Annotated in this window: 19 protein-coding genes; 10 read left to right on the top strand and 9 right to left on the bottom strand. The window is 65.6% G+C overall.

Annotated elements, in window-relative coordinates; genetic code table 11:
* Nucleotides 1-7 precede the first annotated feature (7 nt).
* Complete coding sequence (locus AOT87_RS13850) at nt 8-1,174, bottom strand: TRAM domain-containing protein (RefSeq protein WP_057966725.1); 1,167 nt, start codon at nt 1,172-1,174, stop codon at nt 8-10.
* On the bottom strand, nt 1,175-3,169 hold the full coding sequence (locus AOT87_RS13845) for an APC family permease (protein WP_198528394.1): 1,995 nt from the start codon (nt 3,167-3,169) through the stop codon (nt 1,175-1,177).
* Nucleotides 3,170-3,300: 131 nt separating this feature from the next.
* Between AOT87_RS13845 and AOT87_RS13840 the strand changes: the two genes are divergently transcribed.
* Nucleotides 3,301-3,990, top strand: coding sequence for a TrkA family potassium uptake protein (locus AOT87_RS13840; protein ID WP_030093771.1), 690 nt, complete (start codon nt 3,301-3,303; stop codon nt 3,988-3,990).
* The gene (locus tag AOT87_RS13835) at nt 3,987-4,643 is read left to right on the top strand and encodes a TrkA family potassium uptake protein (RefSeq protein WP_030093772.1); all 657 of its coding nucleotides are present in this window, start codon (nt 3,987-3,989) and stop codon (nt 4,641-4,643) included. The genes AOT87_RS13840 and AOT87_RS13835 overlap by 4 nt, the downstream gene beginning before the upstream one ends.
* Here the strand turns inward: AOT87_RS13835 and AOT87_RS13830 are convergent.
* Nucleotides 4,640-5,377: a DUF3159 domain-containing protein gene (locus AOT87_RS13830; RefSeq protein WP_057966727.1), complete on the bottom strand. Its 738-nt coding sequence runs from the start codon at nt 5,375-5,377 to the stop codon at nt 4,640-4,642. The genes AOT87_RS13835 and AOT87_RS13830 overlap by 4 nt on opposite strands.
* Complete coding sequence (locus tag AOT87_RS13825) at nt 5,378-5,749, bottom strand: OB-fold nucleic acid binding domain-containing protein (RefSeq protein WP_030093774.1); 372 nt, start codon at nt 5,747-5,749, stop codon at nt 5,378-5,380.
* Between the two features lie 226 nt (nt 5,750-5,975).
* Between AOT87_RS13825 and AOT87_RS13820 the strand changes: the two genes are divergently transcribed.
* Complete coding sequence (locus AOT87_RS13820; RefSeq protein ID WP_057966742.1) at nt 5,976-6,638, top strand: hypothetical protein; 663 nt, start codon at nt 5,976-5,978, stop codon at nt 6,636-6,638.
* Between the two features lies 1 nt (nt 6,639).
* Here AOT87_RS13820 and sigI read toward each other — a convergent pair whose 3' ends face one another.
* The gene (gene sigI / locus AOT87_RS13815; RefSeq protein WP_057966728.1) at nt 6,640-7,518 is read right to left on the bottom strand and encodes an RNA polymerase sigma factor SigI; all 879 of its coding nucleotides are present in this window, start codon (nt 7,516-7,518) and stop codon (nt 6,640-6,642) included.
* A 139-nt stretch (nt 7,519-7,657) separates the two neighbouring features.
* Here sigI and AOT87_RS13810 point away from each other — a divergent pair, with 139 nt between their 5' ends.
* Nucleotides 7,658-8,518: an NAD(P)H-binding protein gene (locus AOT87_RS13810; RefSeq protein ID WP_057966729.1), complete on the top strand. Its 861-nt coding sequence runs from the start codon at nt 7,658-7,660 to the stop codon at nt 8,516-8,518.
* A 38-nt stretch (nt 8,519-8,556) separates the two neighbouring features.
* Entirely contained in the window at nt 8,557-8,961 is a 405-nt protein-coding gene (locus AOT87_RS13805; RefSeq protein WP_078322207.1) for a nitroreductase/quinone reductase family protein, read from the top strand.
* On the opposite strand, the gene AOT87_RS13800 is transcribed toward AOT87_RS13805, so the two are convergent.
* A complete protein-coding gene (locus AOT87_RS13800) occupies nt 8,958-9,704 on the bottom strand; it encodes a DUF3710 domain-containing protein (protein WP_030093779.1) in 747 nt (248 codons plus the stop codon). The two genes, AOT87_RS13805 and AOT87_RS13800, sit on opposite strands and share 4 nt — an antisense overlap.
* Nucleotides 9,704-10,156 carry a dUTP diphosphatase gene (gene dut / locus AOT87_RS13795; protein ID WP_030093780.1) on the bottom strand — a complete coding sequence of 151 codons (453 nt, stop codon included), beginning with the start codon at nt 10,154-10,156 and terminating at the stop codon, nt 9,704-9,706. The genes AOT87_RS13800 and dut overlap by 1 nt, the downstream gene beginning before the upstream one ends.
* Before the next feature lie 10 nt (nt 10,157-10,166).
* Here dut and AOT87_RS13790 point away from each other — a divergent pair, with 10 nt between their 5' ends.
* The gene (locus AOT87_RS13790) at nt 10,167-10,679 is read left to right on the top strand and encodes a DUF3093 domain-containing protein (RefSeq protein WP_030093781.1); all 513 of its coding nucleotides are present in this window, start codon (nt 10,167-10,169) and stop codon (nt 10,677-10,679) included.
* A 31-nt stretch (nt 10,680-10,710) separates the two neighbouring features.
* On the opposite strand, the gene AOT87_RS13785 is transcribed toward AOT87_RS13790, so the two are convergent.
* Nucleotides 10,711-11,013 (bottom strand): DUF4193 domain-containing protein, encoded by a 303-nt coding sequence (locus tag AOT87_RS13785; protein ID WP_005057245.1) that lies wholly within the window; start codon nt 11,011-11,013, stop codon nt 10,711-10,713.
* Between the two features lie 201 nt (nt 11,014-11,214).
* Between AOT87_RS13785 and cei the strand changes: the two genes are divergently transcribed.
* Complete coding sequence (gene cei / locus AOT87_RS13780) at nt 11,215-11,862, top strand: envelope integrity protein Cei (protein WP_030093782.1); 648 nt, start codon at nt 11,215-11,217, stop codon at nt 11,860-11,862.
* Here the strand turns inward: cei and AOT87_RS13775 are convergent.
* Complete coding sequence (locus AOT87_RS13775) at nt 11,859-12,689, bottom strand: inositol monophosphatase family protein (RefSeq protein WP_057966744.1); 831 nt, start codon at nt 12,687-12,689, stop codon at nt 11,859-11,861. The two genes, cei and AOT87_RS13775, sit on opposite strands and share 4 nt — an antisense overlap.
* A 158-nt stretch (nt 12,690-12,847) precedes the next feature.
* On the opposite strand from AOT87_RS13775, the gene ppgK reads away from it, so the two are divergent.
* From ppgK to AOT87_RS13760, 3 genes are all read left to right on the top strand, one after another.
* Nucleotides 12,848-13,651 carry a polyphosphate--glucose phosphotransferase gene (gene ppgK / locus AOT87_RS13770; RefSeq protein ID WP_030093784.1) on the top strand — a complete coding sequence of 268 codons (804 nt, stop codon included), beginning with the start codon at nt 12,848-12,850 and terminating at the stop codon, nt 13,649-13,651.
* A 118-nt stretch (nt 13,652-13,769) separates the two neighbouring features.
* The gene (locus tag AOT87_RS13765; RefSeq protein ID WP_078322134.1) at nt 13,770-15,191 is read left to right on the top strand and encodes an RNA polymerase sigma factor; all 1,422 of its coding nucleotides are present in this window, start codon (nt 13,770-13,772) and stop codon (nt 15,189-15,191) included.
* 165 nt (nt 15,192-15,356) lie between these two features.
* Nucleotides 15,357-16,322, top strand: a complete 966-nt coding sequence (locus tag AOT87_RS13760) for a sulfite exporter TauE/SafE family protein (protein ID WP_057966731.1) — start codon at nt 15,357-15,359, stop codon at nt 16,320-16,322.
* Nucleotides 16,323-16,387: the final 65 nt, after the last annotated feature.

Below are 16,387 nucleotides of genomic sequence, written 5' to 3'. Positions count from 1 at the left end.
CGCTGTCTCAGCGGGTGAGCAGCGCAAAGCTTTCGATGTGGTGAGTCAGTGGGAACGCATCGAACAGCCGCAACTCACGCACCTGATATCCACGCTCCAGGTACAAACCCACATCGCGCGCGAATGCCGCTGCCTCACAACCGATATGGATAACCCTGGGTACGCCCGCCTCGGCAATTCGCCCGATGACGTCACGGCCGGCGCCCGCCCGGGGCGGGTCCAGCACCGCGACATCGGCCTTACCCAGGTCACGCAGGGCGTGGCGTACCGATCCGCAGATCATGCTGACCTGTCGCAGATCTCCCAAAGCGTTCTTGGCGCTGCGAAATGCCGGCCGGGAGGTGTCGACGCTGACCACACGCCCCTTGGTTCCCACTGCTTCTCCCAGTGCCGCGGCGAAAACCCCGACGCCACCGTACAAATCCCAAGCGGTCATGCCCGGTTCCAGCTCGGCCCATTCCGAGACCAGCCGGCTGTAGGTGTTCGCCGCGTCGCGGTGCGCCTGCCAGAAAGCCGTCACCGGCACCAACCAGTGCCGGTCCCCCACTTTCTGAACCGCGACGTCTTCACCCTCGACCACCGAACGCCCACGCAGAACATGCCGGCGCCCCTGATCGTCCATCACCGCGTGCAGCGGCCCCTCCGCGCCGAGAGCCGGTTCATCGAGCCCATCGAGCAACCCCGACACAACCTGGGCACAGCGCAGGTCGGTCACCAGCTCGTCGCTGTGATACCGGTGAAAACCGGGCTGGCCCAGGGCATTCACATCCAAACGCACCCGAGTCCGCCACCCGGTGGAATCTCCATCTCCCAGCTGTTCGGCCACGCCTTGCCACTCGTACTTGCCAAGCCGCGCCAGCTGCTGGCTCACCACATCGCCCTTGAGTTCACGCAGATACACCGGGTCGACGAAAGATAGGTCACAGCAACCAGATTCGCCACTACCGTGCGCGATGGGACATATCGGGTCGATGCGGTGCGGTGACGGGTCGAGGACCTCAATGGCGGCGCCATGCCAGAAGCTGGCTTGCCGATCATCGGTGATCTGGACACGTACCCGCTCGCCCGGTAACGCGTATCTGACGAAGATGACGCGCCCGTCGTGCCGAGCCACCACGCTGCCCCCGTTAGCAGGCCCGCCGGTCTGGACTTCGAGAATTTCGCCGATTGCCATCTAGGAGTCGAACCCTCGCCGCGAGTCGCCGGGTGCGGACTGCCTGTCGAGTTCGCGGCGACGTTCGGACGAGTCAAGCTGCCACGGAACGGATGTCACCATGACATTGGGGACGAACAGCAAGCGGCCCTTGAGTCGTAGCGCACTTTGGTTATGCAGCACCTGCTCCCACCAGTGCCCCACCACATACTCGGGGATGAAGATGCAGACAACAGTGCGCGGCGCTTCCTTGCTGATGCGCTTGACGTAGTCCAGGATCGGCCGGGTGATTTCGCGGTACGGGGACGCGATCACTTTCAGCGGGGTGCTGATATCGCTTGTCTCCCAATCCCTGACAAGCTCCCGGGTATCTCGATCATCGACGCTGACGGTGACCGCTTCCAGTACGTCGGGACGAGTGGCCCGCGCGTAGGCCAGGGCGCGCAGCGTCGGCTGATGCACCTTGGAGACGAGGACGACGGCATGGGTGCGGCTGGGCAGCACCACCTCACCCGCGTGATTGTCCAGCTCGCGCGCCACCGTGTTGTAGTGCTTGTGGATCATCTTCATGAGCACGAACAGCAGACCCATCGCCAGGATGGCGATCCATGCTCCGGCAAGGAATTTGGTGACCAGGACAACCAGCAGCACCGCCCCGGTCATGATGAAACCGATGGTGTTGATGATGCGCGAGCGGATCATCTTGCCGCGCACCGCCGGGTCGGTCTCGGTCTTGAGCAACCGGGTCCAGTGCCGCACCATGCCAATTTGGCTGAGCGTGAAGGACACGAAGACACCGACGATGTAGAGCTGGATGAGGGCGGTCACCTCGGCCTTGAACGCCACCACGAACAGGATGGCGACGGCCGACAAAAAGATGATGCCGTTGGAGAACGCCAACCGGTCACCGCGCGTGTGCAGCTGGCGCGGCAGGTAACGGTCCTGCGCCAGAATCGATCCGAGCACCGGGAAACCGTTGAATGCGGTGTTGGCGGCCAGCACCAAGATGAGCGCCGTCACCACGGTGATGAACAAGAAGCCGATCCGGAAGTCACCGAACACCGCCTCAGCCAGCTGGGCGACCAGGGTCTTTTGGTGGTAGTTGGCTGGCGCACCCACCAATTGCGTGGCAGGGTCCTCGGCGATCTTGGCTCCGGTGCGCTCGGCCAACAGGATGATGCCCATAAACAGGGTGATGGCGATGCCGCCGAGGAGCAACAGCGTCGTGGCCGCGTTGCGTGACTTGGGTTTCCGGAAGGCGGGCACGCCATTGCTGATCGCTTCCACACCCGTCAGTGCCGCGCAACCCGACGAGAAAGCCCGCGCGACAAGGAAGACCAGCGCGAAGCCCAGGATGCCGCTGCCTTCGCCATGCATCTCAAAGGATGCCGACTCCGCCTTCAGCGGAGTGCCGAGTACGTAGATCTGGAACAGCCCCCAGCCCAACATGAGGTACATGCTGACCATGAAGGCGTATGTGGGAATCGCGAACGCGGCGCCTGATTCGCGGACTCCGCGCAGATTCATCGACATCAGGATCACGATGGCGACCACTGCGAAAGCGACCTTGTGCTGCGCGACAAGCGGAATGGCCGAACCGATGTTCGACATCGCCGAGGACATGGAAACGGCAACGGTCAACACGTAATCCACCAGTAGGGCGCTGCCGACTGTCAGGCCCGCGGTAGGCCCCAGATTGGTGGTGACCACCTCATAGTCACCACCACCGGACGGGTAGGCGTGCACGTTCTGCCGGTAACTCGCCACCACCACCATCATGACGGCGGCGACCGCGAGCCCGATCCACGGCGTCATCGCATAGGCGGACATCCCCGCGACCGACAACACCAGGAAGATTTCCTCGGGCGCGTACGCCACCGAGGACAGCGCGTCGGAGGCGAAAACCGGTAGCGCGATGCGCTTCGGCAGCAGGGTATGGCCAAGGCTGTCGCTACGAAACGGTCGGCCGATTAGCAGGCGCCGAGCCGCCGTCGACAGCTTGGAAAGCGTAGACACGAACGCCAACATTAGGCCACGCGAGCAATCGCGGTACGGTCTCACTTGACATCGCTGTGTCGGGTGCCGTGACGCGGCGTTCAGTATTGCGACTGGTACTAAGACGAACGCCTACCCAGAAAGGTCTTCCGGTGCGAGTAGTGGTGATGGGCTGCGGGCGCGTGGGCGCCGCGCTGGCCGGAGGCCTGGCCAGAATCGGCCACGAGGTGGCGATCATCGACAAGGAAGCCTCCGCCTTCAACCGGCTCAGCCCCGAATTCACCGGCGAACGCATCGTCGGCATGGGTTTTGATCGCGACGTTCTATTACGGGCAGGGATCGAGCGGGCACAGGCCTTCGCCGCGGTCTCCTCCGGTGACAACTCGAACATCATCTCGGCCCGGGCGGCCCGTGAGACCTTCGGTGTCGAGCGTGTGGTGGCCCGTATCTACGACGCCAAGCGTGCCGCCGTCTACGAGCGGCTAGGCATCCCCACCGTCGCCACCGTGCCGTGGACGACCGATCGTCTGCTGCACGCCCTCACCAGGGAAAGCGACACCACCAAGTGGCGTGATCCGTCCGGTTCGGTCGTGGTCACCGAACTGGCTCTGCATGAAGAATGGATCGGTAAGCGCATCACGGCGCTGGAGACTGCCACCGGTGCGCGCGCGGCCTTCATCATCCGGTTCGGCACGGGCCTGCTTCCCGACGCCAAGACGGTCATCCAGGACAGCGACGAGGTGTACGTCTCTGCGGTGTCGGGACGGGCCGCCGAGGCGATGGCGATCGCGGCGCAGCCACCCGGCGAGGATGCCGACGACGACCACGGGGGTGCCCGATGAAGGTCGCTATCGGAGGCGCAGGGGCCGTCGGGCGCTCGATCGCGCGTGAGCTCATCGAGAGCCGGCACGAGGTCACCCTGCTGGAACGTAACCCCGAGCACATCGACCCCGAGGCGGTACCCGAGGCCCATTGGCGGCTCGGTGACGCCTGCGAGATCAGCCTGCTGGAAGCCGAAGAGCTGCACACCTTTGATGTGGTGATCGCCGCGACCGGTGACGACAAGGCCAATCTGGTGCTGAGCCTGCTCGCCAAGACCGAGTTCGCGGTACCGCGCGTGGTGGCCCGCGTGAACGATCCACGCAACGAGTGGCTCTTCGACGATGCCTGGGGCGTCGATGTCGCGGTGTCCACCCCGCGCATGCTGGCCTCCCTGGTCGAGGAGGCCGTCGCCGTGGGTGACGTGGTGCGCCTCATGGAGTTCCGGCGCGGGCAGGCCAATCTGGTGGAGATCACCCTTCCCGATGACACCCCGTGGGCCGGTAAGCCGGTGCGAAAACTGGAACTCCCCCGCGACGCGGTGCTGGTGGCGATTCTGCGCGGGTCACGGGTCATTCCGGTACAGCCCGACGAGCCCCTCGAAGGCGGCGATGAGCTGATCCTGGTCGCTACCGCGGATATCGAGGACGAGCTCCACCGCGTCGTACTCGGTTAGGGGCTGCTCGGGGATTCCTCGAGCGCGTTGTCGGTGTGGCGGCGCACATAACGGATCACCAACAGCGTGATCAATGCGCCGACGGCCGTCAGTGGCCAGCCCATCGCGATCTTGGTGCCGCCCAGCCAGGCCGTGTTACCCGCGAGGTACAGCCACTGCTGCACCACAAATCGAGTGGCGAACAACACGATCCACGACACCGTGGCGATATCGAAAGCCATCACGATGCGCCGGTTGGCGCGCCACGACATGTCACCGCCGGTCGCCCAGCTGTACGCATAGCCGACGATCGGTCGGCGAATGATGACCGACACCAGGAAGACCGTGCCCCAGAAGAAGTTGGCCCAGATCCCAATGAGGAAGTAGCCCTTTGCTTCTCCGAGCAGGTAGGCGATCAGCGCGCTGATACCAACGCTGATGAACCCGGAGAACGCCGGTTGCAGTGACTCGCGCCGGATCAGGCGCCAGATCAGGATCAGGGTCGCCGCGACCAGGGCCGAGACGATCGCGGGCATCAGCGAGGAGACGCTGACCGCGACAACGAAAACGATGACCGGAATCGACGAGTAGACGATTCCCTGCCAACCCCCGGCCTGATGCCACATTTCGTGTAGCGGTGAGCTTCCCGGCTCCTCGGGCTTGGTCCCGGGCACGCTGATCCTCAGATGCGGGCCCTCGTGCGCGTCGGAATCAGCCGAGCCTTCCTCAGGCTCGTGTGATGGGGTCTCCGGCACTTAGCGCTGAATCTCGTAGTACGGGTTGTGAATCACCTTGCCGCCGTTCTCGAGCTTGCCGAGCCGGCCGCGCACCAGCAGGGTGCGGCCCGACTCGATCCCCGGAATGCGGCGCTGGCCCAGCCAGACCAGCGTCACGGTGTCGGTGCCGTCGAACAGCTCGGCCTTTACGCCGGCCACGCAGCCCTTGGAGTTGGTTTCCACCGTGCGCAACGTCCCACACATGGTGACCTCTTGGCCCCGCTGACAATCGATGACGCGCTGAGCACCGGTGGCGGCGGCGTCGTCACCGATTTTCTCGGCGTCTACTTGCTCCAGGTCCTCTGTCAGCCGACGAGTTAGTCGACGCAGATAACCGCCTGTGGTAGCCACTTCTCGTCCTGGCCTCTCAACATGCCCGATCGTGTGATCGCTCGTGGAGCCGCTTTGGCGCAAGCAGCTCATCGGTGCAACCGCCACGGTAGACCTTTGCACGCCCCGATGCCAGGCGGCCCCCGGGGTGTCCCGCACACCGGGCAAGATCAGGTGCGTGACGCCCATCAACGGTATTGCCGCACGCGGCCTATCCCCCGAACTTGAGGGCCACATGGCGGTTCTCATGCCCGGCACCGGCTCCGACGACGACTTCATCACCCGGGCGTTCGGCCCCGCGCTCAGCGACGCGGGTGCCGCCCTGATCGCGGTACGTCCGGAGCCGAATGACCTGGTCAACGGCTACCTGCGGGTACTTGATCGGGCAGCCCGCAAAGGCCCGATCGTTGTCGGCGGGATGTCCATCGGCACCGCCGTGGCCCTGACGTGGGCGCTGCAAAACCCCGGGGCCACGGTGGCGGTGCTGGCGGCGATGCCCGCGTGGACGGGCAAGCCGGAAAACTCGCCTGCTTCGGTGTCCGCCCGGGTCACCGCGGAATCGCTGCGCGCCGACGGGTTGGCGGCGGTGACAGCCGCAATGCAGGCCAGCAGCCCCGCCTGGCTGGGCGCTGAGCTCGCCCGCTCATGGGCCGCCCAGTGGCCCGGCCTGCCCAACGCCATGGATGCGGTGTCGGCCTTTGTGAACCCGACTGCCGACGACATCCGCGGATTGGCCGTGCCGCTGGCGGTGGCGGCGGCCACCGATGATCCGATACATCCCCTCGCGGTCGGCCAGGACTGGGCGTCCTGGGCACCGCGCGGCGCACTGCGCACATTCACCCTCGATCAGCTGGGCGCGGACCCGTCCTGCCTGGGGCAGGCCTGCGTCGGTGCGCTGAGCGATATTTGAGTCAGAGTCCTCGTGCCGCCGGGTCGGCCGTGGCCTCGATCTTGAGCACCAGGCCGTCACGCACCGTCAAGGTGACGACCGCGAAGAGCCTGCGCTGCATGAAGGCCAGCAGAACTGGTTGCCCGAACGGCCCACCCACCAGGGTGGCGCCATGACCCAGGTACATGAGCAGATTCGTGGCGACATCGGTGCGTCCGTGGTTGACCTGCGGCGCCGGTGCGGAGTCTCCGATGATGGTGCCGACCCCCCAGACGCTGGAATCCAGCACCCCCATCAGCCCGGACAGATCGCCGTTGGCGCAGGCGGTCACGAACTTTTCGATCAGTTCCCGGTGCTCGGCACCGGTGACATCACCGGTGCGCGATGGGGACTGCTGGAATCTGATCCGGGCGCGCCGGGCAAGCTGACGGCACGTGCCCACCGGGCGGCCCACCGTAGACGCGATCTCCTCGAACGGGACTCCGAATACGTCATGCAAGACGAACGCGACCCGCTCGCCGGGACTGAGCGCTCGTAATACCTCCCAGAGGGCGCCTCGTACCTCGTCGTCCAGAGTGACTCTGTCGACCGGATCTGCGGTCACCGAAAAATACAGCGGTGCACCGGATTCCACTATCGATGTGATACCGGTCTGCTCGCGGCGCATACGTGCCGAACGCAGTTGGTCCAGGCACAACCGACCGGTCACCACCGATAACCACGCGCGCGGCTCGTCGATCTGCGTCTCATCCGCGCGGGCCAACCGCACGAACGCCTCTTGGGCGCAGTCCTCGGCATCGCCGACATCTCCGAGCATCTGATAGGCGAGATTCACCAGGTAGGGGTAATGCTCGCGCCAGGCCGCGGCCACCAGCGCGTCGTGCGTGGACGAGGAACTCATGTCACTACGACGATTCCACGGCCCGGAACGTTACCGATCCCGCCAGTAACTTTCCGCGCTCGCGTCCCGTCGTACTCATGTGGCCGCTTTGGCCGAAACATGCAGAGCCATCCGAACCTCCCGAATTGGAGTATCCGACATGACAATTCTCGTTACCGGCGCAACAGGCAATGTGGGGCGCCCGCTGGTGGACCTACTGGCAAGGGCTGGCGCCGAGGTGCGCGCGGTCACCCGCCACCCCGAGCACGCGGATTTCTCGCCGCAGGTGAAATCCATCGAGTCGGCGCGCGCCGGTATCAGCGGCGCCACCGCCGTCTTCCTGAATTCCCGGGCACTTGGGGAAGATCTCGCCGATTTTGTGGATCAGGCTGTACGCGAGGGAGTTACCCGCCTGGTTGCCCTCTCGGCGATCAACTGCGACGACGACTTCTCCCGGCAACCGTCACGGTTCCGTGGCGACCGAAACAAGGAGGTGGAGCAGTACGCCATCGATTCCGGAGTGGAGTGGGTGAGCTTGCGCCCAACCATCTTTGCATCGAATTTTCTTGGGATGTGGGCGGGCCAGCTCGCAGCGGGCAACGTGGTCCGAGGACCGCATGCGTCCGCCTCAAGTGCCCCGATCGCGGACCGCGACATCTCCGAGATCGCGGCCCACGCGCTGCTCACGGACGATCTCGTCGGGCAGCGCATTTCGCTGACCGGTCCGCAGGCATTCACCAACACCGACCTCGTCGCGGTACTCGGGGATGTTCTGCATCGGCCGTTGGAGTACCTACAGGTTTCCGACGATCTCGTGCGTCAGCACTTCACGGGTCTGGGGTTTGCGACCGAGTTCGCCGACGCGTATTTGGCGATGCAGGCCGCCACGGTCAGGGTGCCGGCGGTGGTCACGCAGGAGGTGAACCGGATACTTGGGCGTCCCGCGGAGACCTTCGCCGCCTGGGCCGACAGATTCCGGGCCGAGTTCACGCACACCGAGTCCGCACCGCGGAACCGGTGACATCCATGACCAGCATCCCGCCGCGGTGGCTCAAACCGATGAACAAGGTGGTGCGGGCATTTCACCGCATCGGCATCCCGACCGGCCCGGCGGTGGTACTGACGGTGCCCGGCCGCACGACGGGCCGTCCCCGTCCCACACCCATCACACCGTTCGAGATGGACGGTCACCTCTACGCGGTCGGGGGCTATCCGGGCTCGGATTGGCCGCGTAATGCCGCCGCGGCCGGCTCAGGAACCCTCACCCGGCGACACCGTGTCCAGCACGTCAGGATCATCAGCGTGCCGCCCGAGATAGCGCGGCGGGCGCTGCGGGTATTCGCCGTGAAGGTTCCCGTGGGCGTGCGGTTCGCGAGAAACGCCGGACTGGTGCGCCACGGAACTCCGGATGAGTTCGAGGCGCTGGCCGGAACGCTGTCGGTGTTCCGGTTCGATCCCGACTAGCCGCCGGTGATCGTGGACCGCAGCTGCTGCATGGCCGATCCCGAGACGCTGCGGCGGGCCGCCGGCGTTGGATCGTCCTGCGGTGCGGGCTCCTGAGCGCCGGACTCGGCTTCGGCCTGGGCCATCGCCTGTGCCTGCGCCGCCTGCAGCTGCTCCAGCATCGGTTCGGGCAGCGCGACCGGCAGTGGGGTCCGCACGGGGTACGGGCTGTCATCGCGACGGACGACGGTATCGGCGACCGCGTCGCGGGCCTCCTGCGCCAGTGCGTCGAAGGTCTCGGCGGGACCCTGCAGCACGCAGCGGATCATCCACCGGTATCCGTCGACGCCGATGAAGCGCACGGAGCCTCCCTCGGCGACTCCGACGACCTCACGGCCCCACGGACCGTCCGCGATGGAGACCTCGGCGGCCTCCTTGCGGAGCGATTCAGCCAACTCGCCCGCGATCTCGCGCCACAGGCCGGCGGATTTCGGTGCGGCGTACGCGGCCACCGAATAGCGCCCGTTGGGCGTGAGCACGAAAACCGCGCCGGGAGTGCCCGCGGCGGTCAGTTCGACCTGAATCTGGCCGGCCTCGGGCACCGGGATGAGTACCGAACCCAGGTCCAGGCGTCCGACTCCGGCGTCCTCAGGGCTGTCGAAATCCTCGATCTCGTATGGGCCGTCCAACGATTCGTCCGACCCCGAAGAGGCGTCGGCCGAATCGTCCAGGTCGTTGAGACCACCACTGCGGTGTAAAGCCATCACAAACTCGCATGTCCGCCGCTGGACCCGTGCCCACCCGTGCCGCGGGTGGTCACCGCCAGACCGGCCTCGTCAAAAGAATCCACTTCAACAAGCTCCGGTAACTCGACCTGCTGAACCAGCAACTGGGCGATCCGGTCGCCACGGGCAATGACGATCGGGGCCTCGGGGTCCAGGTTGATCAGGCTGAGCTTCACCTCGCCACGGTACCCGGCGTCGATGGTGCCGGGACTGTTAACGATCGAAAGACCCACGCGCGCAGCCAGACCCGAGCGGGGGTGCACCAACCCGACCATCCCCGATGGGATAGCCACGGCGATACCGGTACCCACCAGCGCCCGGCGGCCGGGTTCGATCACCAGGTCTTCGGCGCTATAGAGATCTACTCCCGCATCATCGGCATGCGCGCGGGAGGGCAGAGGCAGTTCGCGGTCCAGGCGAACGATGGCCAATCTCGTAGGTGTGGGCACGATCGCCCAGACTACCCTTGGCCGCGTGACGGACTCCCCCAGCGACGCGCCACCCATCCGCTACTCCGAGCGGCTCTGGGTTCCATGGTGGTGGGCGCTGCCCGGCTTCGGCGCGGCAACGCTGCTCGCGCTGGAGATCAACCAGAGCATGCGGCAGCTGCCCAACTGGGTGCCGTACCCAATCCTGTTCGCAATTGTCGCGGGAGTCCTGTTGTGGTTCAGCAGGATCCGCGTAGAGGTGACGACCGGCCCGGACGGCGCACCAGAGTTGCGCGCGGGCTCGGCCCACTTACCGGTCAGCGTCATCGCCAAGTCAGCGGCTATCCCGGCTAGCGCGAAAAGTGCGGCGCTCGGCCGCCAACTCGATCCCGCGGCCTTCGTCGTGCACCGGGCATGGATCGGCCCGCTGGTTTTGGTGGTGCTCGACGATGCCGACGATCCCACCCCCTACTGGCTGGTGAGCAGCCGCCACCCCGATCGGGTACTGGCGGCCCTGCGGAGCTAGTACGCGGCTGGGCCGCGACTAGCGCCGAACCTCAGGCCGCGCAGTCGGTGCAGATCAGCTGGCCGTTCTTCTCACTGGCCAGCCGGCTGCGGTGGTGCACCAGGAAGCAGCTCGAACACGTGAACTCGTCGGCCTGCTTCGGGATGACCCGAACCGAAAGTTCCTCGCCGGACAGGTCGGCACCTGGTAGCTCGAACGATTCGGCGGTTTCCGCCTCATCGACATCGACCACCGCCGACTGTGCTTCGTTACGACGAGCCTTGAGCTCCTCTAACGAGTCCTCTGACACATCGTCGGCGTCGGATCGCCTCGGAGCGTCGTAGTCGGTAGCCATGCGTCCATCCCCTTATCAACATCTCGTCATCAAGCTTCTGCATAGGCGCAGCAAGGCTTTGTACCAGGCTGAAACGGACATCACAAACTATTAGTGCCCGGATCTCGTCGGTTCCTTGTGTGATTTGCATCACACGGTAGTGGACGCCCAGTCTATTTCGTCGTCTGTCGCCGGGAAGTCCGCTGGCCTAGAGTGCCATCCGTGGTCGCAGACATCACCGAGGGCACCTCGGTAGACAAGTACGGGCGCCCGTTCCGCCGCCGGAACTATTTGCCAGCCCTATGTGTGGGGATAGCGCTCCTGGTCGTCACCGTGTTCGTCTGGGCCTCGGCGCTCACCCGGGAGGCGCCGGTCAAAGAGGCGACGGCATGTAACCCGCCCGCTCAGCAGACCGAACCCGGATCCGGAACCATCGGTAAGCCGGTGTCGCGGTCCTCGCTGTCAGGAACCAGCCCCGCCATGCTCAACGACGTCAAGGCGCGCGTCCTGAACGCCAACGGCCAGGCCGGTCAGGCCGGGGACGTATCCGCCACGCTGCGCGACCTGGGATTCCCCTCACCGACCGCCGATAACGACCCGTTCTACCCCAGCGGATCCCGCCTGAACTGCGTCGGGCAGATCCGCTTCGGGGAGTCCGGGTACGCCAACGCGCTGACGCTCTCGCTGGTCGCGCCGTGTGTGGAGTTCATCGAGGACAACCGATCCGACAATTCGGTGGATCTCGCCCTTGGCAGTGAGTTCACCGAGCTTGCCTCAGGCAATGCGGTCACCTCGGCGCTCAACAGCCTCAAATCCGGTAACCAGGCCAACTCTGATTTCATCCTCAAGGCTCGCCAGAGCACCTGTTAGCCGGGAATCGGCGTCATCGCGCCGATATTGGTGAGGAGATGACCGAACTCCTCGGCGATTCCGGGCGCCGCGGCCGAGATGAGCGCGCCGTCGGCGCTCACCGCATCCTTGCCCGGCAACACCAGTACGGCACCGGCCTCGCGTGCGATGAGGGCGCCTCCCGCCCAGTCCCACGGCCCCAGCCCATGTTCGTATTGGGCATCGACGCGCCCCTCGGCCACCGCACACAGATCCAGTGCTGCCGACCCGATCCGCCGTACGTCACGCACCTTGGGCAACACCTGCGCGACCAGCTGCGCCTGACGTTCCCGCCGCACCGCCGAATAGGCGAAGCCCGTGGCCACCAGCGCAAGCCGCGTCTCCCGGATCGGATTGCACTCCAACGGCCACTGCAGGCCATTGGCCTCACGCACAGTGGCACCGTGGCCTGACGCCGCCGAGAAGACGCGATCGGCCGCGATATCGGCCACCGCAGCCGCCACCGTAACTCCGTCGACCTGTGCGGCCACCGACACGGCGTAGGCAGGAATGCCGTAAACGAAGTTCACCGTGCCGTCGATCGGATCGATCACCCAGCGCACGTGCCCCGCGCCCGCCTCCGGCGACGAACCACCGGTCTCGCCGTCCTCCTCCCCCAGGATGGAGTCATCGGGACGCAACGCCGATAGCCGGCGACGCAGCAGCCGTTCGCAGTCGGTGTCCACCAGGGTCACCGGATCGGTGTCGGAGGTCTTGGTCCGTACGGACGTCGCCCAATCGGCGCTTCCACGACGATGCCGCACGAATTCGGCGGCCTCCGAGGCCAGCCGTATCGCCACCGAACGCAGCGCTCCCGCTTCGATTCCCACGCGTCTATCGCAGCACAGGCGCGAGCAACACGCGCGGCGTCCCCCGGGGCATTAGGGTGTCACTCGCATTCCGTGCATTCCGGCTGTGTTCGCGGCCCGCTCCGCGAACCAGGCAGACCCAGAACCAAGGAGCGCCGATGACCGCCACCGAATCCGGACTGGCCGCACCCGCGACGGGAGCCGGCACGTCCGAGCAGCGCGGTTTCGGAATCGACGTCGGCGGCAGCGGTATCAAGGGCGCGATCGTGGACCTGACAACCGGCGAGATGATCGGCGAGCGGGTGAAGTACCCGACTCCTCAGCCCGCCACGCCGAAGGCTGTCGCCGAGACCATCGCCACAGTCGTGCGTGATTTCTCGTGGACCGGACCCGTCGGTGTGACCTACCCGGGTGTGATCGTGCATGGCGAGGCACGCACCGCCGCGAACGTCGACAAATCGTGGCTGGGCGTCAACGTCCACGACATCATTAGCGCCGAATTGGGTGGCCAAACCGTTGCCGTGCTCAATGACGCCGATGCCGCCGGGCTCGCCGAGGATCGGTACGGCGCGGGCAAGGATCAGTCGGGCGTCGTCGTGCTCTTGACGTTCGGAACCGGGATCGGATCCGCGGTCCTGCACAATGGAGTCCTGTTGCCCAACACCGAGTTCGGACACATCGAGGTCGGCGGCATGGAGGCCGAACATCGTGCCGCGTCGTCGGTCAAGGAAAAGAACGACTGGAGCTACAAGCAGTGGGCGCCCGAGGTCACCAAGGTCCTGGAGGCGGTGGAGAACGCACTGTGGCCCGACCTGTTCATCGTGGGTGGGGGCATTAGCCGCAAGGCCGACAAATGGGTGCCGCTGCTGACCAATCGCACCCCGGTGGTGGCGGCTGCTCTGCAGAACACGGCGGGAATCGTCGGCGCGGCGATGGCCGCACACGCTGGCGTTTCACCTTAGCTTTTTCACAGGTTCTGCGGTGTTGTCGTTACAATGGCAGACAGCGATGTAACACCTAGCCGCACGCGGGTCCCCCACGTTCGCGGCGAACATCAAGCAGACAGCCGAATTCTCGATTTTGCATGCCCATGCTCGTCGACGAAGCAGCCAGGAAAGGGCGTCAGTGGCAGCCACGAAAGCAGCAGCTCCGGAAACCGAAGCGGCCAAGAAGGCACCGGTGAAGGCTGCCGTCAAGGCGCCGGCCAAGAAGGCGCCGGCCAAGAAGGCGCCCGCTAAGGCTGCGACCAAGGCCCCCGCCAAGAAGGCGGCGCCCGCGAAGAAGGCCCCCGCCAAGAAGGCACCGGCCAAGAAGGCTGCGGCCAAGGCAGTCGATCCCTCCCTCGAACCGCAGGGCAGCCCCGAGGACGCCGACATCGAGCCCGGCGAGGATCTGGACCCCGACCTCGCCGACGACGTGGACATCGAGGCCGACCTCGCCGAGGTTGCCGCCGATCCCGAGCCCGAGGCTGAGGCCGAAGGTGACGAGCCCTCCGAGAAGGACAAGGCCTCAGGCGATTTCGTCTGGGACGAGGAAGAGTCCGAGGCGCTGCGCCAGGCCCGTAAGGACGCCGAGCTCACCGCTTCCGCGGACTCGGTGCGCGCCTACCTCAAGCAGATCGGCAAGGTGGCCCTGCTCAACGCCGAAGAGGAAGTTGAGCTGGCCAAGCGGATCGAGGCAGGCCTTTACGCCACCCAGATCGTCACCGAGCTGGCCGAAAAGGGCGAGAAGCTTCCGGCCGCACAGCGCCGTGACATGTCCTGGATCTGCCGTGACGGCGATCGCGCCAAGAACCATCTACTGGAGGCCAACCTGCGTCTGGTGGTCTCGCTGGCCAAGCGCTACACCGGCCGCGGCATGGCGTTCCTGGACCTCATCCAGGAAGGCAACCTGGGTCTGATCCGCGCGGTCGAGAAGTTCGACTACACAAAGGGTTACAAGTTCTCGACCTACGCGACCTGGTGGATCCGTCAGGCCATCACCCGCGCGATGGCCGACCAGGCCCGCACCATCCGTATCCCGGTGCACATGGTCGAGGTCATCAACAAGCTCGGCCGCATTCAGCGTGAGCTGCTCCAGGACCTGGGCCGCGAGCCCACGCCCGAAGAGCTGGCCAAGGAAATGGACATCACGCCGGAGAAGGTGCTGGAGATCCAGCAGTACGCGCGTGAGCCCATCTCGCTGGACCAGACCATCGGTGACGAGGGTGACTCGCAGCTCGGTGACTTCATCGAGGATTCCGAAGCCGTGGTCGCGGTGGACGCGGTGTCCTTCACCCTGCTGCAGGATCAGCTGCAGTCGGTGCTGGAGACGCTTTCCGAGCGTGAGGCCGGCGTGGTGCGTCTGCGGTTCGGTCTGACCGACGGCCAGCCGCGCACGCTCGACGAGATCGGGCAGGTGTACGGGGTGACCCGTGAGCGCATCCGGCAGATCGAGTCCAAGACCATGTCGAAGCTGCGCCACCCGAGCCGTTCACAGGTGCTGCGCGACTACCTGGACTAAGCCTTTTCCGCTCCGCACGGGGACGGGATCTGCGGGTCTCACAGTGGGCTGGCAGGACAGTCACAGGTTTCGATCACGGTAAGAACAACCGGCGAATTCGGAACCTGCCACCTCTACTGTCGAAACTCCTGCTAGACGCACAAATACCCGCCAGGAGCATCTCCCGTGATCAAACTTCTCATCTTTACCCTCGTGGGTCTTGGCGCCCAGATCGTCGACGGGACGCTCGGTATGGCGTTCGGGGTCACGGCCACGACGCTGCTGGTATTTACCGGTGTCGGCGCCGCCCACGCCAGTGCCGCCGTGCACTTTGCCGAGGTCGCCACGACGCTGGCCTCGGGTGTCTCCCACTGGCGGTTCGGCAATGTCGACAAGCGGGTCCTGCTGCGGTTGGGCATACCCGGCGGCATCGGCGCGTTCCTCGGGGCCACCGTGCTGTCACGGTTGTCCACAGAATCCGCGGCACCGATCACGGCGGGGATCCTGCTGGCCATCGGCGTCTACCTCATCTACCGATTCAGCACCAACCCGCCGCGTGGGAACTACGCGCCGACGACACCGTTCTCGGCGAGGTTCCTGGCCCCGCTGGGCCTCTTCGGCGGATTCATCGACGCCTCCGGTGGCGGCGGCTGGGGACCCATCACGACAAGCACCTTGCTCACTAGCGGAAAGGCCGCTCCCCGCACGGTGATCGGCTCGGTGAGTGCGTCAGAGTTCATCGTCGCCGTCTCGGCGAGCATCGGCTTCCTGTTCGGCCTCGGCTCCGAGTTCTTCAACAACCTGATCGTGATCGCCGGGCTGGCCCTGGGCGGTGTGATCGCCGCGCCCATCGCGGCCTGGCTCGTCTCGCGCGTCAACTCGGTGGTGCTCGGCACCGCGGTCGGCGGCATCCTGGTGCTCACCAACGCCCGCACCCTACTGCGGTACTTCGATACTCCCGACTCGGTACGTACGCCCATCTACCTGGCGATCGTCATCGCCTGGGTGGCACTGGTCGCGTACACATGGCGCAAGGCCACACTGACCCCCGCCGAAGCCTCGGGAGATCTCAGCGAGATCGCAGCGAGCGCCGAACCCCAAGGGGCGCTGGCAGACACACCCGGCGAGGACATCGCTCCCGCACCCAAGTAGCACAGCCGACAACCAGGCCTGCACAGATCGAAGCGCGAATGGAGTAGCCCGCTACGCATGTCGAG

The organism is Mycobacteroides sp. H003, assembly GCF_001440135.1.
Taxonomy (GTDB): Bacteria; Actinomycetota; Actinomycetes; order Mycobacteriales; family Mycobacteriaceae; genus Mycobacterium; species Mycobacterium gwanakae.
The sequence above is the reverse complement of the archived record's forward strand: the minus strand, read 5'-3'. Positions and strand labels throughout refer to the sequence as shown.